At 72.7% G+C, this 21,348-nt stretch carries 17 protein-coding genes and 2 pseudogenes; 8 read left to right on the plus strand and 11 right to left on the minus strand.

What is annotated here, in order from left to right:
• The 4 genes and pseudogenes from ACIQ8B_RS15105 to ACIQ8B_RS15120 form a co-directional block, all read left to right on the plus strand.
• Nucleotides 1–825, plus strand: a pseudogene (locus ACIQ8B_RS15105) (glucose-6-phosphate isomerase); the annotation flags it as partial.
• A gap of 6 nt (nucleotides 826–831) precedes the next feature.
• A complete protein-coding gene (gnd, locus tag ACIQ8B_RS15110) occupies nucleotides 832–1,716 on the plus strand; it encodes a phosphogluconate dehydrogenase (NAD(+)-dependent, decarboxylating) (protein ID WP_106411429.1) in 885 nt (294 codons plus the stop codon).
• A gap of 5 nt (nucleotides 1,717–1,721) precedes the next feature.
• Entirely contained in the window at nucleotides 1,722–2,324 is a 603-nt protein-coding gene (locus ACIQ8B_RS15115; protein WP_403547117.1) for a histidine phosphatase family protein, read from the plus strand.
• A gap of 315 nt (nucleotides 2,325–2,639) precedes the next feature.
• Entirely contained in the window at nucleotides 2,640–5,027 is a 2,388-nt protein-coding gene (locus ACIQ8B_RS15120; protein WP_403547119.1) for an ATP-binding cassette domain-containing protein, read from the plus strand.
• 92 nt (nucleotides 5,028–5,119) lie between these two features.
• Here ACIQ8B_RS15120 and ACIQ8B_RS15125 read toward each other — a convergent pair whose 3' ends face one another.
• Nucleotides 5,120–5,569 carry a PPOX class F420-dependent oxidoreductase gene (locus tag ACIQ8B_RS15125; protein ID WP_403547121.1) on the minus strand — a complete coding sequence of 150 codons (450 nt, stop codon included), beginning with the start codon at nucleotides 5,567–5,569 and terminating at the stop codon, nucleotides 5,120–5,122.
• Between the two features lie 48 nt (nucleotides 5,570–5,617).
• Here ACIQ8B_RS15125 and ACIQ8B_RS15130 point away from each other — a divergent pair, with 48 nt between their 5' ends.
• A complete protein-coding gene (locus ACIQ8B_RS15130; protein WP_290010977.1) occupies nucleotides 5,618–6,844 on the plus strand; it encodes a serine hydrolase in 1,227 nt (408 codons plus the stop codon).
• Between the two features lie 36 nt (nucleotides 6,845–6,880).
• On the opposite strand, the gene ribA is transcribed toward ACIQ8B_RS15130, so the two are convergent.
• Nucleotides 6,881–7,540, minus strand: a complete 660-nt coding sequence (gene ribA, locus ACIQ8B_RS15135) for a GTP cyclohydrolase II (protein ID WP_290010978.1) — start codon at nucleotides 7,538–7,540, stop codon at nucleotides 6,881–6,883.
• A 42-nt stretch (nucleotides 7,541–7,582) separates the two neighbouring features.
• Here ribA and ACIQ8B_RS15140 point away from each other — a divergent pair, with 42 nt between their 5' ends.
• On the plus strand, nucleotides 7,583–8,350 hold the full coding sequence (locus ACIQ8B_RS15140; protein WP_403547123.1) for a creatininase family protein: 768 nt from the start codon (nucleotides 7,583–7,585) through the stop codon (nucleotides 8,348–8,350).
• Between the two features lie 173 nt (nucleotides 8,351–8,523).
• Here the strand turns inward: ACIQ8B_RS15140 and ACIQ8B_RS15145 are convergent.
• The 5 genes and pseudogenes from ACIQ8B_RS15145 to ACIQ8B_RS15165 form a co-directional block, all read right to left on the minus strand.
• Nucleotides 8,524–9,489, minus strand: a pseudogene (locus tag ACIQ8B_RS15145) (lysylphosphatidylglycerol synthase transmembrane domain-containing protein); the annotation flags it as partial.
• A complete protein-coding gene (locus ACIQ8B_RS15150) occupies nucleotides 9,486–10,532 on the minus strand; it encodes a class I SAM-dependent methyltransferase (RefSeq protein WP_403547125.1) in 1,047 nt (348 codons plus the stop codon). The gene ACIQ8B_RS15150 and the pseudogene ACIQ8B_RS15145, both read right to left, overlap by 4 nt.
• Entirely contained in the window at nucleotides 10,529–11,758 is a 1,230-nt protein-coding gene (locus ACIQ8B_RS15155) for a glycosyltransferase family 4 protein (RefSeq protein WP_403547456.1), read from the minus strand. Before ACIQ8B_RS15155 ends, ACIQ8B_RS15150 begins: the two co-directional genes overlap by 4 nt.
• Nucleotides 11,759–11,775: 17 nt before the next feature.
• Nucleotides 11,776–12,174: a 6-pyruvoyl trahydropterin synthase family protein gene (locus ACIQ8B_RS15160; RefSeq protein ID WP_403547127.1), complete on the minus strand. Its 399-nt coding sequence runs from the start codon at nucleotides 12,172–12,174 to the stop codon at nucleotides 11,776–11,778.
• Between the two features lie 115 nt (nucleotides 12,175–12,289).
• Nucleotides 12,290–13,285 (minus strand): zinc-binding alcohol dehydrogenase, encoded by a 996-nt coding sequence (locus tag ACIQ8B_RS15165; RefSeq protein WP_403547129.1) that lies wholly within the window; start codon nucleotides 13,283–13,285, stop codon nucleotides 12,290–12,292.
• 108 nt (nucleotides 13,286–13,393) lie between these two features.
• Here ACIQ8B_RS15165 and ACIQ8B_RS15170 point away from each other — a divergent pair, with 108 nt between their 5' ends.
• Nucleotides 13,394–14,167 carry a CDP-alcohol phosphatidyltransferase family protein gene (locus ACIQ8B_RS15170; protein ID WP_403547131.1) on the plus strand — a complete coding sequence of 258 codons (774 nt, stop codon included), beginning with the start codon at nucleotides 13,394–13,396 and terminating at the stop codon, nucleotides 14,165–14,167.
• Between the two features lie 226 nt (nucleotides 14,168–14,393).
• On the opposite strand, the gene ACIQ8B_RS15175 is transcribed toward ACIQ8B_RS15170, so the two are convergent.
• Nucleotides 14,394–14,939 carry a hypothetical protein gene (locus ACIQ8B_RS15175; RefSeq protein ID WP_403547133.1) on the minus strand — a complete coding sequence of 182 codons (546 nt, stop codon included), beginning with the start codon at nucleotides 14,937–14,939 and terminating at the stop codon, nucleotides 14,394–14,396.
• Between the two features lie 233 nt (nucleotides 14,940–15,172).
• Here ACIQ8B_RS15175 and ACIQ8B_RS15180 point away from each other — a divergent pair, with 233 nt between their 5' ends.
• Nucleotides 15,173–15,778, plus strand: coding sequence for an HD domain-containing protein (locus tag ACIQ8B_RS15180; RefSeq protein ID WP_403547135.1), 606 nt, complete (start codon nucleotides 15,173–15,175; stop codon nucleotides 15,776–15,778).
• 70 nt (nucleotides 15,779–15,848) lie between these two features.
• On the opposite strand, the gene betT is transcribed toward ACIQ8B_RS15180, so the two are convergent.
• From betT to ACIQ8B_RS15195, 3 genes are all read right to left on the minus strand, one after another.
• Entirely contained in the window at nucleotides 15,849–17,969 is a 2,121-nt protein-coding gene (gene betT / locus ACIQ8B_RS15185; protein WP_403547137.1) for a choline BCCT transporter BetT, read from the minus strand.
• A 171-nt stretch (nucleotides 17,970–18,140) separates the two neighbouring features.
• A complete protein-coding gene (locus ACIQ8B_RS15190; protein ID WP_403547139.1) occupies nucleotides 18,141–19,712 on the minus strand; it encodes a GMC family oxidoreductase in 1,572 nt (523 codons plus the stop codon).
• Nucleotides 19,713–19,799: 87 nt separating this feature from the next.
• Complete coding sequence (locus tag ACIQ8B_RS15195) at nucleotides 19,800–21,278, minus strand: aldehyde dehydrogenase family protein (protein WP_403547141.1); 1,479 nt, start codon at nucleotides 21,276–21,278, stop codon at nucleotides 19,800–19,802.
• Nucleotides 21,279–21,348: the final 70 nt, after the last annotated feature.

Consider the following 21,348-nt stretch of genomic DNA (forward strand, 5'->3'; position numbering starts at 1 on the left):
TCGTACGACTCGGCGATCGGGCTGTCGTTGATGATCGCGATCGGTCCGGACCGGTTCCGGGAGATGCTGGACGGCTTCCGGATCGTCGACGAGCATTTCCGCACCGCCCCGCCGGAGGCCAACGCACCGCTGCTGCTCGGTCTGCTGGGGGTCTGGTACAACAACTTCCACGACGCGCAGTCGCACGCGGTGCTGCCGTACTCGCACTACCTGTCGAAGTTCACCGCCTATCTCCAGCAGCTCGACATGGAGTCCAACGGCAAGTCGGTGGACCGCCAGGGCCGCCCCGTGACCTGGCAGACGGGTCCGGTCGTGTGGGGCACGCCGGGCACCAACGGGCAGCACGCCTACTACCAGTTGATCCACCAGGGCACCAAGCTGATCCCCGCCGACCTGATCGGCTTCGTCCGCCCCGTCGCGGAGCTGAGCGACGGGCTGAAGGCGCAGCACGACCTGCTGATGGCCAACCTGTTCGCGCAGGGACAGGCGCTCGCGTTCGGCAAGACCGCCGAGGAGGTGCGCGCCGAGGGTGTGCCCGAGGAGCAGGTGCCGCACCGCACCTTCCGGGGCGACCACCCCACCACGACGATCCTGGCCACCGCGCTGACCCCCTCGGTGCTGGGCCAGCTCGTCGCCCTCTACGAGCACAAGGTGTTCGTGCAGGGCGCCATCTGGAACATCGACTCCTTCGACCAGTGGGGCGTCGAACTCGGCAAGGTGCTCGCCAAGCGCGTGGAGCCCGCGCTCACCGAGGGCGCCGACGTCCCCGGCCTCGACCCGTCCACGGCCGCGCTGGTGGCCGCCTACCGCGAACGCAGGAAGTGAACTGACATGCAGATCGGTCTTGTTGGTCTCGGCAAAATGGGCGGCAACATGCGCCAGCGCCTCCGCAACGCCGGCCACACCGTCATCGGCTTCGACACCAACCCCGAAGTGTCCGACGTGCCGCACCTGTCCGACCTGGTCGGCCAGCTCGAAGGGCCGCGCGCGGTGTGGGTGATGGTCCCGGCCGGCGCCGCCACCCAGAACGTCATCGACCAGCTCGGCAGCCTGCTCAAGCCCGGGGACACCGTCGTGGACGGTGGCAACTCCCGCTGGACGGACGACGAGAAGCACGCCAAGGAGCTGGGCGCCCGGGGCATCGGCTTCGTCGACGCGGGCGTCTCCGGCGGCGTGTGGGGCCTGGAGCACGGCTACGCCCTGATGGTCGGCGGCGACGAGGAGCACGTGGAACGGCTCCAGCCGATCTTCCGCGCCCTCAAGCCGGACGGCCCGTACGGGTACGTCCACGCGGGCAAGGTCGGCGCCGGGCACTTCGCGAAGATGGTCCACAACGGCATCGAGTACGCCATGATGCAGGCCTACGCCGAGGGCTGGGAGCTGCTGGAGAAGGTCGACTCGGTGGACAACGTCCGTGAGGTGTTCCGCTCCTGGCAGGACGGCACCGTCATCCGCTCCTGGCTGCTCGACCTGGCCGTCGGCGCCCTCGACGAGGACGAGCATCTCCACCGCCTGCGCGGCTACGCCGAGGACTCGGGCGAGGGCCGCTGGACGGTGGAGGCGGCCATCGACAACGCCGTGCCGCTGCCCGCGATCACCGCGTCCCTGTTCGCCCGGTTCGCCTCCCGGCAGGAGGACTCGCCGCAGATGAAGATGATCGCCGCGCTGCGCAAACAGTTCGGCGGCCACGCCGTCGAGTCCGCGAAGAAGGCGTAAGGCCCATGGGGGACCTGCTGCTGGCGCGGCACGGCGAGACGGAGTGGAGCAGGGCGGGCCGCCACACCGGCGGCACCGACCTGCCGCTGACGCCCGCCGGTGAGGCCCAGGCCCGATCCCTGGCCCCGCTGCTGGCGGACCGTGCCTTCACCCTGGTCCTCGCCAGCCCGCTGGCCCGCGCCCGCCGCACCGCCGAGCTGGCGGGCCTGGCCGGCGCCGAGCCGGAGCCGGACCTGCGCGAGTGGGACTACGGCGCGTACGAGGGCGTGACCACCGCGGACATCCGCGCCACCCGGCCGGACTGGGACCTGTGGACCGACGGGGTGCCGCCCGGCGAGCGGTTCCCCGGCGAGTCCCCGGATCAGGTCGGCGCCCGCGCCGACCGGGTGCTGGCCCGGGTCGCCGGGGCCCTGGGGCGGGGGGACGTGATGCTGGTCGGCCACGGTCATCTGCTGCGGGTCCTCACCGCCCGCCGCCTGGGCCTCCCCCCGTCCGACGGCCGCCTGTTCCGCCTGGAGACGGGCACCCTGAGCCGTCTGTCCCTGGAGCACGGCTCCCCGGTGATCGCGGAGTGGAACACCCGGCCGCCCGCGCCCGCACAGGGCTGACCGCTCGACCGTCACGGCGCGTCCCGCCGGCCCCTTCCGGCCGGCTGGACGCGCCGTCGCCGTCTCCGGGGCGTGTCGACGGCGCGTCAGCGACCGATCAGGAATCGAGAAGCACAGGCGGGGGCCGTCCGCCTAGGCTGTCGGTGGCGCGCGGCGCCCGGGGCGGGGGGGACCCGCCGGGCCGGCTGTGGACCACGGCCGTGAACGCGCCGCCACGGGCCGGCCGGACGCACCTCGCCGCCGGCCGGGACGAGCCGGGGAACGCCGGCGGGGACCGCGACGACGGCCCCGCCCGACGGATGGAGAACCACGACCATGGTCACGAGCACGGGCCCGCAGCGGCCGGGCGGTCACGTCGCCGACAGCCACGACCTGATCCGCGTGTACGGGGCGCGCGAGAACAACCTCAAGGACGTCAGCGTCGAGCTGCCCAAGCGCCGCCTGACCGTGTTCACCGGCGTGTCCGGCTCGGGCAAGAGCTCGCTGGTCTTCGACACCATCGCCGCCGAGTCGCAGCGGATGATCAACGAGACGTACAGCGCCTTCGTGCAGGGGTTCATGCCCACGCTGGCCCGTCCCGAGGTCGACGTGCTCGAGGGCCTCACCACGGCGATCACCGTCGACCAGCAGCGGATGGGCTCCGACCCGCGCTCCACGGTCGGCACCGCCACCGACGCCAACGCGATGCTGCGCATCCTTTTCAGCCGGCTCGGCAAGCCCTACTTCGGCCCGCCCGGGGCGTTCTCCTTCAACGTGGCCTCGGTGTCGGCGAGCGGCGGCTTCACCGTCGACCGCGGCGCCGAGAAGACCAAGACGGAGAAGGTGACGTTCTCCCGGACCGGTGGCATGTGCACCCGCTGCGAGGGCCGCGGCACCGTCACCGACATCGACCTCACCCAGCTCTACGACGACTCCAAGTCGCTGAGCGAGGACCCCTTCACCATCCCCACCTACACCGGCGGCGGCTGGGTGGTGCGGGTCATCGCCGAGTCGGGCTTCTTCGACCCGGACAAGCCGATCCGGAAGTACACCAGGAAGGAACTCCACGACTTCCTGTACCGCGAGCCCACCAAGGTGAAGATCGGCGGGGTCAACCTCACCTACGAAGGGCTGATCCCCAAGCTGCAGAAGTCGATGCTCAGCAAGGACCGCGAGGCGATGCAGCCGCACATCCGGGCCTTCGTGGACCGGGCGGTCACCTTCACCGACTGCCCCGAGTGCGACGGCACCCGGCTCACCGAGGGCGCCCGCTCCTCGAAGATCGAGGGCATCAGCATCGCCGACGCCTGCGCCATGGAGATCAGGGACCTGGCCGAGTGGGTGCGCGGCCTCGACGAGCCGTCCGTGGCGCCGCTGCTCACCGCGCTGCAGCACACCCTCGACTCGTTCGTGGAGATCGGCCTGGGCTATCTCTCGCTGGACCGGCCGTCGGGCACCCTGTCCGGCGGTGAGGCGCAGCGGGTCAAGATGATCCGGCACCTCGGCTCGTCGCTCACCGACGTCACGTACGTCTTCGACGAGCCCACCATCGGGCTGCACCCGCACGACATCCAGCGGATGAACGACCTGCTGCTGCGGCTGCGCGACAAGGGCAACACGGTGCTCGTGGTCGAGCACAAGCCGGAGGCCATCGCGATCGCCGACCACGTCGTCGACCTGGGTCCCGGCGCCGGCACCGAGGGCGGCACGGTCTGTTTCGAGGGCACCGTCGAGGGGCTGCGGGCCAGCGGCACGATCACCGGCCGCCACCTCGACGACCGCGCCTCTCTCAAGGACACCGTCCGCGAGCCCGCCGGCGCCCTGGAGATCCGCGGCGCCTCGGCGAACAACCTGCGGAACGTCGACGTCGACATCCCGCTCGGCGTGCTCACCGTCGTCACCGGCGTGGCCGGCTCCGGCAAGAGCTCCCTGGTGCACCGCTCGATCCCGTCCGACCAGGGCGTGATCGCGGTCGACCAGACCCCGATCCGCGGCTCCCGGCGCAGCAACCCCGCCACCTACACCGGACTCCTCGAGCCGATCCGCAAGGCGTTCGCCAAGGCCAACGGCGTGAAGCCCGCGCTGTTCAGCGCCAACTCCGAGGGCGCCTGCCCCACCTGCAACGGCGCCGGGGTCGTCTTCACCGACCTGGGCATGATGGCCGGCGTCTCCACCACCTGCGAGGACTGTGGCGGCAAGCGGTTCGACGCGTCAGTGCTGGAGTACCGCTTCGGCGGCCGCGACATCAGCGAGGTGCTCGGGATGTCGGTGACCGACGCGGAGGAGTTCTTCCGCGAGGGCGAGGCGCGGCTGCCGGCCGCCCACAGGATCGTGCAGCGGATGGCGGACGTCGGGCTCGGCTACCTCACCCTCGGCCAGCCGCTCACCACCCTCTCCGGCGGTGAACGCCAGCGCCTCAAGCTCGCCACGCACATGGGCGAGAAGGGCGGGGTGTACGTGCTCGACGAGCCGACCACCGGTCTGCACCTCGCCGACGTCGAACAGCTCCTCCGGCTGCTCGACCGGCTGGTCGACTCCGGCAAGTCGGTGATCGTCATCGAGCACCACCAGGCCGTCATGGCGCACGCCGACTGGATCATCGACCTGGGCCCCGGTGCCGGCCACGACGGCGGACGGGTCGTCTTCGAGGGCACCCCGGCCGAGCTGGTCGCCGCCCGCTCCACGCTGACCGGCGAGCACCTCGCGCAGTACGTCGGCGCCTGAGCGACCGGGTGCGCCGGGGCCTGCCCGGCTCGGGGGTGTCCGGCACATGCGCGCGCCACCGCGGGCATGTGCCGGCTCCCGGGCCCCGGCGCCTACGCCCCGGCGCCGCGGCGCGGGATGCCGTACGCCCGTTCGACGCGCAGCCGCAGCACCAGCCGGCGGTCGCGAACCATCGCCGCCCGGTACCCCTCCCAGTCCTCGTGCTCGCCGTTGACGTCCCGGTACAGCCGGATCAGCTCCTCCACCGTCTCGTCGTACGGCTGCCCGGCGACCGGCGACAGCTCGGCGGTGCCCTCGGCCACCGTGTAGGCCCAGCGGTCCGGGGTGGTGACGTGGTAGGACGCCCGGGGGTCGCGCCGCAGGTTACGGGTCTTCGCCCGGTCCTCGGTGAGGGAGACGCGGATGATCCGCTCGTCGGGGTAGTAGGCGTGCATGACGTTGGACAGCTGGGGCCGTCCGTCGCGTTTCAGCGTGACGAGCACTCCGTCGTGCCCCTCGGAGAGCAGGGCGAGCAGTGCGTTCTGTTCTGCGTCCTGGGTCATGCTTCGATCAACGGCCCGTACCGGGCCGGCGTTCCCCGGAGGTGTGCGATGGCGGTACTGCGGCAGGAGGCCGACCCCGGCGAGGCCGGGCTGGACGCGGACGCGCTGGAACGGCTGGACCGGGAACTGGCCCGCCGGGTCGACGACGGGGAGATGCCCGGCTTCCTGGTGGCCGTCGCCCGTGCGGGGCGCGTGGCGCATCTGACGGCGTACGGGGCGCGGGACGTGGCGGCCGGACTGCCGGTGGAGAGCGACACCCTGTGGCGGATCTACTCCATGACCAAGCCGGTCACCACCGTGGGCGCGCTGATGCTGGTGGAGGACGGGCTGCTGTCCCTGGACGACGAGGTGGGCCGGCACCTCCCGGCGTTCGCGGAGCCGCGCGTGTACGTGGACGGCTCGGGCGAGGAGGTGCGGACGCGTCCGGCGTCCGGCCCGCTGCTGGTGCGGCACCTGATGACGCACACCGCCGGACTGACGTTCGCCTTCTACCACGCCCATCCGGTCGACGCGCTGTACCGCGCGGCCGGGCTGGAGTCGTCGGTGGCACCGGGCACGGACCTCGCCGGGACGACGGACGTGTACGCCGGCCTGCCGTTGCTGTTCGACCCGGGCACGCGGTGGAACTACTCCGTCGCCACGAACGTGCTCGGCCGGATCGTCGAGGTCGTCTCCGGGCGCCCCCTCGACACGTATCTGACCGAGCGTGTCTTCCGGCCGCTCGGCATGACGGACGCCGGGTTCGAGGTGAGCGACGCGCAGGCGGACCGGCTCGCGGAGCTGTACGGCGAGACGGACGCGGGCGGCATCGAGCCGATCGCCGGACTGCCTCTGCGGGGCCGCCCCCGCTTCCTGTCCGGCAGCGGCGGCATGGTGGCCTCCGCCCACGACATGCACCGCTTCATGGAACTGCTGCGCCGCGACGGCGAACTCGACGGCACGCGGCTGCTCCGCCCGGAGACGGTCCGGCTGATGACCCGCAACCACCTCCCGGGCGGCGCCGATCTGCGCGCCGCGGGCGTCCCCCCGCACGACGACCCCGGCAACGAGGGCGTCGGGTTCGGCCTCGGCGTCTCCGTGGTCGTCGACCCGTCGCGCACCCGGGAACCGTCCGGTCCCGGCGCCTACGGCTGGAGCGGGGTGGCCACCACCACCTTCTGGGTCGACCCCGGCCGCGACCTGACCGTGCAGTTCTACACGCAGGTGCGGCCCAGGTCCTCCCACACCGTCTTCCGCGACCTCAAACGGCTGGTGCACGAGGCACTCGCCGGATGACTCCTCGCGGTGGCCGGTCCGCCGGCCGGCGGGGCGTCAGGACAGGTGCGCCACCGCGTCCAGGTGCGGCAGGTGGTGGTCGAGCCGCTCCCGCTTGGTGCGCAGGTAGGTGATGTTGCTCTCGCACGGCTCGATCAGCAGCGGCACCTGCTCCTGGACCTGCACGCCGTGCCGCACCAGCGCCTCCCGCTTGCGCGGGTTGTTGGACATCAGCCGCACCGACCGCACACCCAGGTCCTTGAGCATCCCGGCGGCGACGGCGTAGTCACGGGCGTCGACCGGCAGCCCGAGCGCCAGGTTCGCCTCCACGGTGTCCAGGCCCTCCGCCTGCAGCGCCATCGCGCGCAGCTTGGCGAGCAGCCCGATGCCGCGGCCTTCGTGGCCCCGCAAGTAGACGACGACGCCCGCGCCTTCGGCGACGACCGCGCGCAGCGCCGCGGCCAGCTGGTCCCCGCACTCGCAGTGCTGGGAGCCGAAGGCGTCGCCGGTGAGGCACTCCGAGTGCAGCCGGGTGAGCACCCGGTCCGCTCCCAGGTCGCCGTGAACGAGGGCCACTTGTTCGTCACCGCGGTCGTGGTCCAGGTAACCGACCGCCTGGAACGCCCCGTACACGGTGGGCAGCGGCGCATTCACGACGCGCTCCACACCGGTCCGCCGCTGAGGCTGCGTTCCGAGTACGCCTATTTTTTCTGTCATGATTCCCGAGTTCCTAAGCAGAGACGAAAGGCCGTGACGGACATGGGTGGTTCACACGAGCGATCGGCGGCATACGGCCCGGTGCACGGTCTGTTGCCGGCGGACACTACTGAGGATGTACGGACGCGGGGAGCCGGCGTCTCACGTCAGATCGCGGTACTTCCGGTCGGGAGTTATGAACAGCACGGCCCCTTCCTGCCGCTGGCGACGGACACCCTGGTCGCCTGTGCGATCGCGAGGGCGGTCGCCGACGCCCACCCCGTGCACCTCCTGCCTCCGGTGACGGTGTCCTGCTCGCACGAGCACGCGGCCTGGCCGGGGACGGTGTCCCTCTCCTCCGTGACCCTGCACGCGGTGGTGCGGGACATCGCCGGCTCGCTGCGCCGCTCGGGCGTCGACACCCTGGTCCTGGTCAACGGGCACGGCGGCAACTACGTGCTGGGCAACGTCGTCCAGGAGGCCTCCGCGCGCGGTGAGCGGATGGCGCTCTTCCCCGCCCCCGAGGACTGGGAGGCGGCGCGGGTGCGCGCCGGAGTCGAGACATCGCTGCTGACCGACATGCACGCGGGTGAAATCGAGACGTCCATTCTTCTGCGCACTTCTCCCGAGGTTCTCCGTCCCGGTTACGAAACGTCCGACCACGTCTCGGACGACCGGCGTCATCTGCTCACCACCGGAATGTCCGCCTATACGGATTCCGGTGTCATCGGCCGGCCGTCGCTGGGCACCGCGGAAAAGGGGAAGGAACTTCTCGCGAGCCTGGCGGATTCCTTCGCCGCGTATTTCTCGCTCCTGACCTCCGACGGCTGAGCGGGAATCCGGACGACCGGCCCCGGCCTGTCCGGCCCCGGCGTGTCCGGGGCGAGCGGGCGGGGCCGGGGGACGGCCGGGGGCCGTGGTGCGGGCCGTGCGGGGTCCGCCGCGCGGCGGGCGCGGACCGTCGCGTACCACCGGGTCACCAGCACCGCCGCCCCCGGCAGGCTGGCCACCAGGCTGAGCACGCCGTACACCAGGGCGACCGTCAGCCCTTGTCCCGCGCCGAACCCCGCCGCGCCGAACGCCCAGGCGGCGACGCCCTCGCGCGGCCCCCAGCCGCCCACGTTCAGCGGCAGGCTCATCGCCAGCAGCGCCAGCACCGCCAGCGGCAGCAGCTCCGTCACCGACGCCCCGGCCCCGGCGACGTCCGCGGCGAGGACGAACATGGCGACGTACCCGGCGAGGACCACCACGGACGAGACGAGCACGCCCGGCGCGGTGCTCCGTGAGAACAGGACCTGCCGCGCCTCGGCGAGCATTCCGCGTACGGCCCGCGGCTTCATCAGCCCGGACGGCGCCCGGTCCATCCGCAGGGCCAGCACCACCGCGCACGCCCCCAGCAGGCCGAGCCCGGCCGGCGGGGCGGCCTGCCGCACCTGGTCGTGGACCGGGGACGGCACGGTCAGCAGGACCACTCCCCCGGCGGCGAACAGCGCGAGCTGACCGGCCGTCCGCTCCAGCACCACCGCCCGTATCCCCCGCCCGAGGTCACCGGCGTCCTGGCCGTGCCGGACGGCTCGGTGCACGTCGCCCAGGACGCCGCCGGGCAGCGCCGCGTTGAGGAACAGGGACCGGTAGTAGTCCGCCACGGCCGCGCCGAACGGCAGCCTGATGCCGATGCCGCGCGCCACGAGCGCCCAGCGCCAGGCGCTGAACGCGGTGGTCAGCAGCCCGATGCCGAGGGCGGCGGCCAGCGCGGGCCCGTCGATGCGCCGCACCCCGTCCACGAAGGCGCCGGTGCCGAGCCGCCAGAACAGCACGGCGAGGATGAGCACACCGGTGAGGGAGCCCAGGCGGGTGCGTACGGCGGGGCTGCCGAGCCGCCGGAGCGGGCGGCGGGCGCCGCGCCCGGCCGCCGACGGCCCCGTCGAGGGCTCCTCCGCCTCGGCCGTCTCCCCCGTGTGCGTGCTCATGCGCCGCCGTCCACCGGCCGGCACAGGGCGAGCAGGTCGGTGTGGTGCACGACCACCCGCAACTCCCCTGCCGCGCAGGCTTCGAGCCGCTCGGTCAGGTAGGCGTCGGCACGCTTCGCCATGTCCGGCCGTTCCTCGACCGCCGCTCCGACCCAGCCGCGCAGCCACTGCCCGGTCAGCGCGGCCTGCTCCGGGCCGAGCCGCCACGGGCTGGGATTCAGCCGTACGGTCGCGCCGTGCCCGGTGAACGCCTCGGCGGCGACGGTGACCGCGTCCGGGCCGAGGAGGCCGCCGCGGCGCTGGTGGGCGTTGAACGCCTCGGTGATCTCCGCGTCCATCGGGTGCGGCTCCGTCAGCTCCACGCGTCCGGCCACCGACAAGGTGAGCAGCGCCGGACATCCGGCTCCCGCGCAGGCGGCGGCCAGCGCGCCGACCTCCTCGCGGGTGAGGACGTCGAGCAGGGCGGACGCCGTCACCAGGGAGGCACCGGACAGCGCGTCGGAGGTGAGCCGGGCGACGTCGCCGCGCCGGGTCTCGACGGTCACGTGGCTGCCGTCGGCGGCGGAGCGCGGGGAGGCGACGGCCGCGAAGTGCAGCAGACAGGGGTCGCGGTCGTGCAGCACCCAGTGCTGGGTGCCGTCCAGACGGGGCGCCAGCCAGCGGCCCATGGAGCCGGTGCCGCAGCCGATGTCGTGCACGACGAGACCGCCGCCGGCCCGTCCGGGCAGGTTGGCGAGCCGGATGCGCAGCGGGTCCAGCAGGTCGCACGAGCGGGCGGCGGCGTCGGCCGGTTCGCGCAGCTGGAGCCACTCGGGCGCGTAGCGGGGCGGCTCCTCCTCGCCGGTGCCCCGCAGCCGCACGGTGGCCCGCTCGCCGGGGCGGGGTCCGGCGGGTCCGGCGCCGGGGATGACCGACGCGCCGTCCGTGGAGCCGCTGGGTGCCATGTCGTCCCCTGGTGCCGCGGGTGCCGCGTCGGTGACATCCCGGGGTCCGGGCTGGGCCGGGACCGCGGCGGCGGGCTGGGTGGTGGTCGGTCGTGTCATGCCGCCTCCCCGGACGCGGTGGGGAGCCGGCGCAGGACTCCCGCGAGGCTCCGCGCGGTGCCGGCCCAGCCGCCGAGCGCGGCCCGCCGCCCGCGGGCGGCCGTCTTCAGCCGCCGTCGCACGTCGGCCTCGCCGAACCAGCCGCGCAGTTCGGCGGCGATCGCGGCCGGGTTCTCCGGCGGGACGAGGATGCCGGGCACCCCGCCGTCGGGGGCGCGGCCGACGGCCTCGGGCAGCCCGCCGACGTCGGTCGCCAGTACCGGGATGCCGCGGGCGAGGGCCTCGGTGACGGCCATGCCGTAGGTCTCCGCGTAGGAGGTGAGGACCATCAGGTCGGCGGTGGCGTACACGGCGTCGAGTGCGGCGCCGGACTTCGGGCCGGTCAGCTCCAGCCGGTCCTCCAAGCCGTGTCGGCGGATGAGGCCGCGCAGGTGGGTCACGTACTCGGGGTCGTGGACGAGGCCGCCGACCAGGGAGCAGGTCCACGGCAGGTCGGTCACCGCGGCCAGCGCCTCCACCAGCCGGTGCTGGCCCTTGCGCGGGGTCACCGCGGCGACGCACAGCAGGTGCGAGACGCCGTCGGTGCCGGGCGCGAGGGGCGCGATGTCGGCGCCGGGGGCGGCGACATGGACCCGCTCGGGGGCAAGCCCGTGGTGGGAGACGAGCCGGCGCACCGCCCACTCGCTGGTGGCGACGACGGCGGGCACGGCCCGCAGCACCGCGCGTTCGCGGGCGTCCAGTTCGGCGGCGACGGCCGCGTCCAGGCCGGTCTCGTCGCCGAGCGGCAGGTGGACGAGCACCGCCATGCGCAGGCGTCCCTCCTCCGCCTCGGGGACGATGATCTCCGGCACCCCGCAGGCGACCAGCCCGTCGAGCAGGACGACCGCGCCGTCGGGGAGGGCGCGCAGGGTGCGGGCGAGTTCGGCGCGGGCGGCGGCGTCGGGGCGGGGCCAGTCACCGGCCACCGGGTGCCGGTGCGCCTGCCAGCCGAAGCCGGGCAGGTCCAGGCACACGCGCCGGTCGTAGGCGTTGCCGCCGCTGGGGGCGGACGGGTCGTCGACCCCGCCCGGCATGACGAAGTGCACGGAGCGCAGGGACATGGGGATGATCCCGCCGTTCCTCCGGAAGGACGCCTGCACGGGCACGTGGTCCAGGCGGCCGGCGCCGCTGCGGCCTGCCGTCCTGGTGGTCGTGTCGCGCGTCCTGCCGGTCGTCGTCCCGGTCATGTCGAAGGCCGTGTCGGTCACAGCGCACGCTCGTAACTCGCCCAGGCGATGTGCGACTCGTGCAGGGTGACGGCGATCCGCGCGATGTCCTTGGCCCCCTCCCCGAGCGCTCCCTTGTGGATGCGTTCGGCGAGCCGGTCGGCTATGACCTTGGCCAGGTACTCGGTGGACGTGTTCACCCCGGCGAAGTCGGGTTCGTTGTCGAGGTTGCGGTAGTTCAGCTCGCCGACGACGGCCCCGAGTTCCTGTGTGGCCAGGCCGATGTCGACGACGATGTTGTCCTCGTCCAGCTGTTCACGCCGGAAGGTGGCGTCCACGAGGAACGTGGCTCCGTGCAGGCGCTGGGCCGGTCCGAAGACCTCGCCGCGGAAGCTGTGGGCGATCATGATGTGATCGCGGACGGTGATGCTGAACAACGGACGACCCTCCAGGTGCGGCGCGTCTGTTCCCCGCCGGTCTGAGAGGCGGGGATGTCGAGTAGTACGGCTGGCTTCCTTCCCGTGTTCAGCGCGTGTCGCGTCTTTTCTCAGGTCAGGCGTGTGCGCCGGGTCCGGGGTCGCCGTAGCGCACCCGGTGGCACAGTGCGGGGACGTCGCCGGAGGCGAGGCGGGGCATGACGTCGGGCAGTTCCTCGAAGGGCGACTCACCGGTGACGAGGGCGTCGAGGGCAGGGTCGGCGAGCAGGTCGAGGGCGAGGGCGAGACGGTCCCCGTAGCCGCGGTGCGCGCGGGCCGGGGAGACGGTGCCGACCTGGCTGCCCCGGACGGTCAGCCGCCGGGAGTGGAACGCCTCGCCCAGCGGCACGCTCACCTTCCGGTCGCCGTACCAGCTGAGCTCGACGACGGTGCCCTCGGGCCGGAGCAGTTCCAGCGCGCGGGCGAGTCCCTGTTCGGTGGCGCTGGCGTGCACCACCAGGTCGCACTCCCCGTCGGCGTCCGCGGGCAGGGCGAAGTCCACGCCGAGGGCCTCGGCGGTCTTCGCCCGCGCCGGGTCGGCGTCGACGAGCTGGACGCGCACGCCGGGGAAGCGGGCGAGCAGCGCGGCCACCGAGCAGCCGACCATCCCGCCGCCGACCACGGCGATCCGGTCGCCGACCAGGGGCGCCGCGTCCCACAGGGCGTTGACGGCGGTCTCCACGGTGCCGGCGAGCACCGCCCGCCCGGCCGGCACCGACGCGGGCACCGGCGTCACGGCCGCCGCAGGCACCACGTACCGCGTCTGGTGCGGGTACAGGCAGAACACCGTCCGCCCGGTGAGCGACCCGGGCCCCTCCTCGACCACGCCGACACTCAGGTAGCCGTACTTCACCGGCGCCGGGAAGTCACCCTCCTGGAACGGCGCCCGCATCGCGGTGTGCTGGCTCTCCGGCACACCCCCGCGGAACACGAGCGTCTCCGTGCCACGGCTCACCCCCGAGTACAGGGCGCGCACCAGAACCTCGTCCGGGCCCGGCTCCGGCAGGTCCACGTCACGGATCTCCCCCCGGCCAGGCGAGTCGAGCCAGAACGCACGTGCGACGCGGTTCATCGAAGTCCTCCTGAACGATCGGGATCCTGCGCGCGTACCGAGTGGTGCACAGGCCGCGCACAAGGTAGCGGCGCTGATCGACTCTGTCACACGGCCGGAGGGTGTTCGGTGGCCCTGAACAACACGTACGACGCGAGGCTCGTCCAGCAGGAGACCGCCCTGGGGGCGGGCGTACAGATCCTGCTGCTGGCCCTGATCGGCACCACGATCGGCATGAGCCCCGCGGGGTGGGTCACGGGCCTCGTGTTCGCGATCGCCACCTGGGCGGTGCTGTCCCGGGCCCTGCACCGGGCGGGGTCGCGCACCTTCGGGCCGGCGAACCGGGTCACCCTCGGCCGGGCCACCCTCGTCGGCGGGGTGACCGCGCTGGTGGCGGACTCCTTCCAGGACACACCTCCTGTCTCCCTCCTCGTCGGCCTGACGGCCGTCGCCCTCGTCCTCGACGGCGTCGACGGCAAGGTCGCCCGCAGGACCGGCACCTCCACCCCGCTGGGCGCCCGCTTCGACATGGAGGTCGACGCCTTCCTGATCCTGGTGCTCAGCGTGTACGTGTCGATGGCGACGGGCCCCTGGGTGCTGCTGATCGGCGCCATGCGCTACGTGTTCGTCGCCGCGGCCCGCATCTGGCCCTGGCTGACCGCGCCGCTCCCTCCCAGCGCGGCCCGCAAGACGGTGGCCGCGCTCCAAGGCGTCCTGCTGCTGGTGGCGGCCTCCGCGCTCCTTCCTCACCTGGTGAACACCGGCATCGTGGCGCTGGCCCTCGGCCTGCTGGTGTGGTCGTTCGGCCGTGACGTGCTGTGGCTGTTCCGCACGCGCCGGGCGACGCGGACGGCCCCGGCGACGGCCATGCACAGGGCGCCGCGCGAACTCGTGGCGGGCTGAGGCCACCCGAGCTGACGTCAGTCCGGTGACGTCACCGAGCAGGCGTCACCGAGCCGAGGTCACCGAGCCGGCGGCACCTGGCCGACCTCACCGAGCTGACGTCACCGGCCGACCTCATCGAGCTGACGTCACCGGCCGGCCTCACCGTGCTGACGTCGTCGGCCGCCCCCCTCAGCCGACGGCCCTCGACCGCACGCCCGCCAGCCGGCGCCCGCGAGCCGCCCGGCTACTCGATCCCCGTGGCGTCCAGCAGCCGTACCAGCTCCTTCCGCCCGTACCCGAGCCGTCTCGACCGGTGGGCGGCCGTCAGCACCAGGTGCGCCACCTCCTCGGGGGCGTCACCGTCCCGTCCCTCGGCATCGAGCCACTTCCCCGGTCTGCCGGCCACCTCCAGGCTGTTCATCACCACCCCGTGGTCGCGGCGGACCTCTGCGACCGTGCCGGCGACGGCGTCCAGCAGCGTCTTCCCGGGACGCTCGCACTCCAGGGCGAAGTGCCCATGGTCCGCGGGCACGCACCCTTCGGGCGGCCTCGCGCGCAGCCCCGCGTACCGCTCGTCCCCGAAGCCGCAGCCTCCGTCCTCCTCGTGCACCAGCACGAAGCGATGACTTCCCGGCCGGACCGGGGGCGGCGGGGGCGTGTACTCCCACCCCGCGTCCTCGTACAACTGCCGCTTCACCTCCTCCTCGTCGGCGTGGGTCACGGTGAAGCCGTTGGTCTCGTTGCGCCCGGTGACCGTGCCGTCCGCGTTCCGCATGAGCTGCAGGCTCATGGTGTCTCCCCCGTCGTCGGTGTCCCACGGAGGCGACGACCGCCCCCGTCACCCCGTCGAACGGCCCGCACGGCCGCCACGTGCCCGCTTCGCGCCTTATCACCGGATCGCGTGAAAAGGGCAGCGGCGGGAACTCCTCCGCCCTCTCGTGAACTCCTCCCCCGCTCGGGATCTCTTCCGCCCGCTCGGAAACTCCCCCACCCGCTCCCACCTGCGGTTGTTACGCTCCTCGGGTGAGGATTCCGGGACCCGAAGAGATCCGCGCGCTGCACGAGAAGCACGCGCCGACGGCCGAGGCGTTCGCCTCCGTCCACCGTCACTGCGAGATCGTCTGGAGCGTCGCCGAGCAGCTGCTGGCGTCGCCGCGCCTCGCCCACCTCGACGCCGGACTGGTCCGGGCCGGCTGCCTCCTGCACGACATCGGCGTCTACCGCCTCTACGGCGAGGACGGACGGCTGGACCACGAGAACTACATCCGGCACGGCCTGCTCGGCCAGGAGATCCTGGAGAGCGAGGGCTTCCCCGCTGCCCTGTGCCGCTTCTGCTCCCACCACACCGGGGTCGGACTGACCCGGGAAGACGTCGTGAGCCAGAACCTCCCCGTCCCGCCCGCCGACTACCTGGCGGAGACGGCGGAGGAGCGGCTGGTGATGTACGCGGACAAGTTCCACTCCAAGTCGCGCCCCACGCGGTTCCTCTCCCCCGATGCCTACGCCGCCCAGGTCCGCCGCTTCGGCGAGGAGAAGGTGACCGCCTTCCAGGCCCTGCGCGACGAGTTCGGCGACCCGGACCTCGCCCGTCTCACCCCGCACGTGGAACGGCCGCCCGTCAGCAGTTGACGGGCGGCCGTACAGAACGTCCGGGCGGGGCGGGCGAGGCGGCCCGGAGCGAGCCGCCCCGCCCGGTTCCTCACTCCTCCGGCAGGTGCGCGTCCGGTGCGTCCGGGCGGTGGTCGGGGAGGTTGGAGCGGGTGGACGCCTCGTGGCGCAACCGCAGGAACTCCAGGTACCGCTCGTACTGGTCGAGGCTGTCGGCGATGAGCTGCTCCTTGGCGTATCCCATCACGTCGTAGTCCTGGTTGCCCTCGGCGAGCCGCACCTCGAACCGCACATAGGTGTCGTGCTCGCCGACCGACCGGGTGGCGAAGGCGGGGGTGGGCCGCTCCACGGGCCAGACCTCGTAGACGAACACCTCGCCGTCGCCGACCGGCACGCGCAGGCCGACGTGGGTGAGGCCGTTCTCCTCGACGGTTCCCTCCACGACCTCCGCCTCGGCTCCCTGCTGCCGCAGTTCGTGCGCCACCTCCTGGAAGGCGGGCCGGGCCACCTGGTCCACGAACCGCGCCGCCGCGCGCCGGCCGGGGAACGCCATCGCGCGCGCCAGCCGGTGCCGCCAGTTCGGCGCGCCCGGCAGGCCGTGGTGCGTGCGTCCGGAGAGCGAGCCGGGCAGCGTGCTGACGCGGGCCTCGACCTTCATCCTCTCGGTGCGCAGGGCCAGATAGAGCCCCGCCATGATCAGGAACATCACGAAGGAGAAGGGCAGGCCCATGATGATGGTGGCGTTGGTGAGCGCCTGCACACCGCCCACGATGAGCATCGCGAGGGTGAGCAGGCCGGTCGCCACCGCCCAGAAGATGCGCAGGTACGTCGGCGCGTCGGTCATCGGGGTGGGCAGGTCGGCGCTGAGGTTGCCCATCACCAGGGCACCGGAGTCGGCCGAGGTGACGTACAGCAGCAGGCCGACGAAGGTGGCGAGTCCGGCGCTGAACATGAAGCCGGGGAACTGGTCGAGCAGGCTGTAGAAGCCCTGCTCGGGAACGTTCATGGCGGTTTCGCCGAACTCGGCGTTGCCGTCGCGCACCAGGAACAGGGCGCTGTTGCCGAAGATCGCCAGGAAGAGCCCGGTGAAGAGGAACGGGATGACCAGCGTCGCCGCGACGAACTCGCGCAGGGTGCGGCCTCGGGAGATGCGCGCCAGGAACAGCCCGACGAACGGCGCCCAGGCGACCCACCAGGCCCAGAAGAACAGCGTCCACGCGTCGAGCCACTCGGTGGGCTGGTCGTAGGCGAAGGTGTTGAGGGTCATCGACGGGAAGCCGCTGACGTAGTCGCCGACGTTCTGGACGACGGCGTTGAGCAGCCGGAACGGCTGGCCGACGACGAGGATGTAGAACATCAGCAGGGCGGCGAGCAGGATGTTGAGCTGCGACAGGCGGCGGATGCCCTTGTCGACGCCGGACACCGCGGACACGGTCGCCATGCCCACCGCGATGACGATGAGGGCGATCTGCGCGGCCAGTCCTTCGGGGATGCCGAAGAGCGCCTTGAGGCCGTAGTTGAGCTGCACCACGCCGATGCCGAGGGTCACGCCGATGCCGAAGACCGTGCCGATGATGGCCGCGAGGTCGACGGTGTCGCCGATCCGGCCGTGGATGCGGCGTCCGATGATCGGGTAGAGCGCGGAGCGGATGGCGAGCGGCAGCCGGTACCGGAAGGAGAAGTAGCCGAGCGCCATGCCCATCAGCGCGTACATGCCCCAGCCGGTGATGCCGTAGTGGAACAGCGTCCACACGACCGCCTGCCGGGCGGCCTCGAGCGTCTCCGGGTCGCCCTCGGGCGGCGCGAGGTAGTGGCTGACGGGTCCGGACACCGAGAAGAACATCAGGTCGATGCCGATGCCCGCCGCGAACAGCATCGAGCCCCAGGTGAAGAGGCCGTAGTCGGGCTTGGAGTGCTTGGGGCCGAGCTTGACGGTGCCGTACTTGGACGCGGCGATGAAGATGACGAACACCAGGTAGAGGGTCGCCGCGAGGAAGTAGTACCAGCCGAACCAGTGGGAGATCTTGCCGACCGCGACACCGATGACATGCTCCGCGCCCGACGGGGTGATGATCGCCCACAGGGAGATCGCGAGGACGAGGAGCGCCGCCCCGAAGAAGACGACGGGCTTGATCCGCACCGGGCCCGTCGGGGCGTCCGCGAGCGGCAGCTCCTCCGGGCTTCCGGGACTCTTGTCTCCAATGGTCGACACGTCGCACTCCTTCTCGGCCTCGGCTGCCTGCCGCCGCACCCGATGCCCGGTCCGCGGCGCGGGCGCCCGGATGATTTCCGGCCACCGAGGCGCACATACCCAACCGGCCCGCCGTCACCACGGCGCGTCCGGCCGAGAGGTTCTCACTGGTCGCGGAGGGCCGCGGGCCGGTCACCGCGTCGTTTCCCGGCCGGACGGTCCGCGGCGCCCGGTGAGGAGGTCGGCGGCGCGTTCGGCGGCGAGCAGCACCGTCACCATGGGGTTGATGGTGGGCATCGTCGGGAACACCGAGGCGTCGACGATGCGCACGCCCTCGGCGCCGCGCAGCCGCAGTTCCGGGTCGCACACGGCCGTCGGGTCGTCGGCCGCGCCCATCCGGCAGGTGCCCGCCGGGTGGTACACGGTGTGCGCGACGCGGCGGCCGTACTCCGACAGGCCGGCGTCGGAGGTGACGGACGGGCCGGGCGCGACCTCGCGGACCAGCCAGTCCTTCAGCGGATCGGTGGCGGCGACCTCGCGGGCCAGCTTGAGCCCTTCGACGACGGTGCGCTCGTCGTGGCCCTCGGGGTCGGTGAAGTAGCGGAAGTCCAGGGCGGGATGCTCGGACGGGTCCGCGCTGCGCAGCCACATGCGGCCGGTGGAGCGGGCACGCGGCACGTTCGGCGTCATGCACACCCCGTGCTCGGGAACCGGGTAGCCGAGCCGTTCGGTGTTGACGGTGAACGGCACCTGGTAGAAGTGGAACATCAGGTCGGGGCGCGGCTGTCCCTTGTCCATGCGCAGGAAGAGACCGGCGTCGGAGTCCATCGCGGAGTTGGGCGGCAGCGGGCCGCGGGTCTCCCAGACGATCACCGACTCGGGGTGGTCCAGCAGGTTCTCCCCCACGCCCGGCAGGTCGACGCCGACCTCGATGCCGAGGCGGCGCAGGTCGTCGGCCGGGCCGATGCCGGACAGCATCAGCAGCCGCGGGGTGTCGATCGCCCCGGCGCACAGCAGCAGTTCACGATGGGCGCGTACGGTGGCGGGCTCGCCGTCGGCGCCGCGCACCGCGACCCGGGTCAGCCGTCCCGCCTCGTCGGTGAGCAGCCGGTGCGCCCATGTCTCCAGCATCAGCGTGAGGTTGGGACGGTCGAGGACGGGGTGCAGATAGGCGACGGAGGCGGAGGAGCGCAGGTTGCCCTCCGGCTCGTAGGCGAGGGAGAAGAAGCCGGCGCCGTCGGCGAAGGGCTCGGCGTTGAAGTCGTCGATGACGGGGACGCCGGTGGCGCGGGCGGCGGCGGTGACGAAGTCCTTGGCGATGGGGTTCCGGTCGGCCTCCGCCACCGGCACGATCTTGGTCTGCAGCCGGTCGCGGTACGGCAGGATCGTGTCCGGGTCCCAGCCGGTGCAGCCGGCGGCCACCCAGTCGTCGAGGTCCTGCGGCAGCGGCAGGAAGCTGATCAGGGTGTTGTGGGAGGAGCAGCCGCCGAGGACGCGGGCCCGCGAGTGCAGGATGTGCGAGTTGCCACGCGGTTGTTCGACGGTGGTGTAGCCGTAGTCGAACTCCGAGCCGAGCAGGTTGATCCAGTTGCGCAGGCGCAGGATGCGGTCGTCGCCCACGTCGGTGGGGCCGCCCTCGATGACGCAGACGCGGCAGTCGGGGTCCTCGCTGAGACGGGCGGCGAGCACGCATCCGGCGGTACCGCCGCCGACGATGACGTAGTCGTAGTCCGACTCCGCGCCGTGAGGGGTGGTGGAGGCCATGGGCTGCCTTTCTTCGGAGCCGTCGGGTGAGGGGGCAGGAGGCGGCGTGCTGCGGCTCGGGCGGGCCGGGAAGCCGGTGTTGACGGCTCAGCCGCCGCTGCTGCCCTTGAACCAGCCGGAGGGCCCCGGGTTGAGGTTCTGGTAGATGTGCTTGGCCTCCTGGTACTCGCGCAGGCCCGTGGGCCCGAGCTCACGCCCGACGCCGGAGCGCCCGAAGCCGCCCCATTCGGCCTGCGGTACGTAGGGGTGGAAGTCGTTGATCCACACGGTGCCGTGCCGCAGCCGCTGCGCGACGCGCTGCGCGCGGCCGGCCTCGGAGGTCCAGACCCCGCCGGCCAGTCCGTAGCGGGTGTCGTTGGCGAGTTCCACGGCCTCGTCCTCGGTGCGGAACCGTTCGACGGTGACGACCGGCCCGAACACCTCCTCCTGCACGATGCGCATGGAGCGGTCGCAGTCGGCGAAGATCGTCGGCAGCAGGAAGTAACCGCGGCTCAGGGCGGGGTCGTCGGGGCGGGTGCCGCCGGTGACGAGCCGGGCCCCCTCCTCCTTGCCGATGGCGATGTAGCGCTCGACCTTCTCCCGGTGCCCGGCGGAGCTGAGCGGTCCGCTCTCGGTGCCCTCCTCCAGGCCGTTGCCGAGCCGGATATGACGGGCGCGCTCGGCGAAGGCCTCGACGAAGCGGTCGTGCAGCGAGTCCTCCACCAGCAGGCGGGACCCGGCGGAGCAGACCTGCCCGGCGTGCAGGAAGGCGGCGTCCAGCGCGTAGTCGACGGCGGCCTCGAAGTCGGCGTCGGCGAACACGATGTGGGGGTTCTTGCCGCCGAGTTCGAGGGCGATGTTCTTCGGCCCCTCGGCCGCGGCCGCCATGATGGCGCGCCCGGTGGCCAGACCGCCGGTGAAGGACACCAGGTCGACCTCGGGGTGGGAGGTCATGGCCGCGCCGACGGTCGCGCCCGAGCCGAGCACCAGGTTGGCGACACCGCGCGGGGCGCCCGCCTCCTCGATCAGCCGGAACAGGACGATCGTGGTGAGCGGGGTGGTCTCGCTGGGCTTGAGGACGATGGTGTTGCCGGCCGCCAGCGCGGGCGCCACCTTCCACGAGGCCTGCAGCAGCGGGTAGTTCCAGGGCGCGATGAGCGCGCAGACTCCGACCGGCTGGTAGACGACCCGGCTGAGGACGCCGGGCCCGACGTCCACGACCCGCCCGCCGTCCTTGCCGGCCAGCTCCGCGAAGTAGCGGAAGGCGTTCGCCACGTCCTCCACGTCGAAGCGGCCCTCGGTCAGCGTCTTGCCGGTGTCGAGGGTCTCGGTGCGGGCGATCTCGTCGATGTCGCGCAGCAGCAGGTCGTGCACCCGCATCAGCAGGTCGGCACGGCGCCGGGTGGGGGCGTTCGCCCAGTCCTCCTCGTCGAAGGCACGGCGGGCGGCCCGCACCGCCCGGTCCACGTCGGTGGCATCCGCCTCGTCGACGGTGGTGACGACGGAGGCGTCGTACGGATTGATCACCTCCCGCCGCTCTCCGCCGGCGGCGCTCGTCCACTCCCCGTCGATGTACAGCTCACCCATGGCGGGCGCCTCCTTCGCATCCGACCGGTACCGGCTCGGGCTGCCGGCCGGCAGCACGCCCATGGTGCGG

The organism is Streptomyces sp. NPDC096105 (genome assembly GCF_044763335.1).
Lineage (GTDB): Bacteria > Actinomycetota > Actinomycetes > Streptomycetales > Streptomycetaceae > Streptomyces.

What these genes read in the sequence shown, in the direction of transcription:
- gnd (WP_106411429.1), top strand. Translation starts at nt 832, where the DNA reads ATGCAGATCGGTCTTGTTGGTCTCGGCAAAATGGGCGGCAACATGCGC.
- ACIQ8B_RS15115 (WP_403547117.1), top strand. Translation starts at nt 1,722, where the DNA reads ATGGGGGACCTGCTGCTGGCGCGGCACGGCGAGACGGAGTGGAGCAGG.
- ACIQ8B_RS15120 (WP_403547119.1), top strand. Translation starts at nt 2,640, where the DNA reads ATGGTCACGAGCACGGGCCCGCAGCGGCCGGGCGGTCACGTCGCCGAC.
- ACIQ8B_RS15125 (WP_403547121.1), bottom strand. Translation starts at nt 5,569, where the DNA reads ATGACCCAGGACGCAGAACAGAACGCACTGCTCGCCCTGCTCTCCGAG.
- ACIQ8B_RS15130 (WP_290010977.1), top strand. Translation starts at nt 5,618, where the DNA reads ATGGCGGTACTGCGGCAGGAGGCCGACCCCGGCGAGGCCGGGCTGGAC.
- ribA (WP_290010978.1), bottom strand. Translation starts at nt 7,540, where the DNA reads ATGACAGAAAAAATAGGCGTACTCGGAACGCAGCCTCAGCGGCGGACC.
- ACIQ8B_RS15140 (WP_403547123.1), top strand. Translation starts at nt 7,583, where the DNA reads ATGGGTGGTTCACACGAGCGATCGGCGGCATACGGCCCGGTGCACGGT.
- ACIQ8B_RS15150 (WP_403547125.1), bottom strand. Translation starts at nt 10,532, where the DNA reads ATGACACGACCGACCACCACCCAGCCCGCCGCCGCGGTCCCGGCCCAG.
- ACIQ8B_RS15155 (WP_403547456.1), bottom strand. Translation starts at nt 11,758, where the DNA reads ATGACCGGGACGACGACCGGCAGGACGCGCGACACGACCACCAGGACG.
- ACIQ8B_RS15165 (WP_403547129.1), bottom strand. Translation starts at nt 13,285, where the DNA reads ATGAACCGCGTCGCACGTGCGTTCTGGCTCGACTCGCCTGGCCGGGGG.
- ACIQ8B_RS15175 (WP_403547133.1), bottom strand. Translation starts at nt 14,939, where the DNA reads ATGAGCCTGCAGCTCATGCGGAACGCGGACGGCACGGTCACCGGGCGC.
- ACIQ8B_RS15190 (WP_403547139.1), bottom strand. Translation starts at nt 19,712, where the DNA reads ATGGCCTCCACCACCCCTCACGGCGCGGAGTCGGACTACGACTACGTC.
- ACIQ8B_RS15195 (WP_403547141.1), bottom strand. Translation starts at nt 21,278, where the DNA reads ATGGGTGAGCTGTACATCGACGGGGAGTGGACGAGCGCCGCCGGCGGA.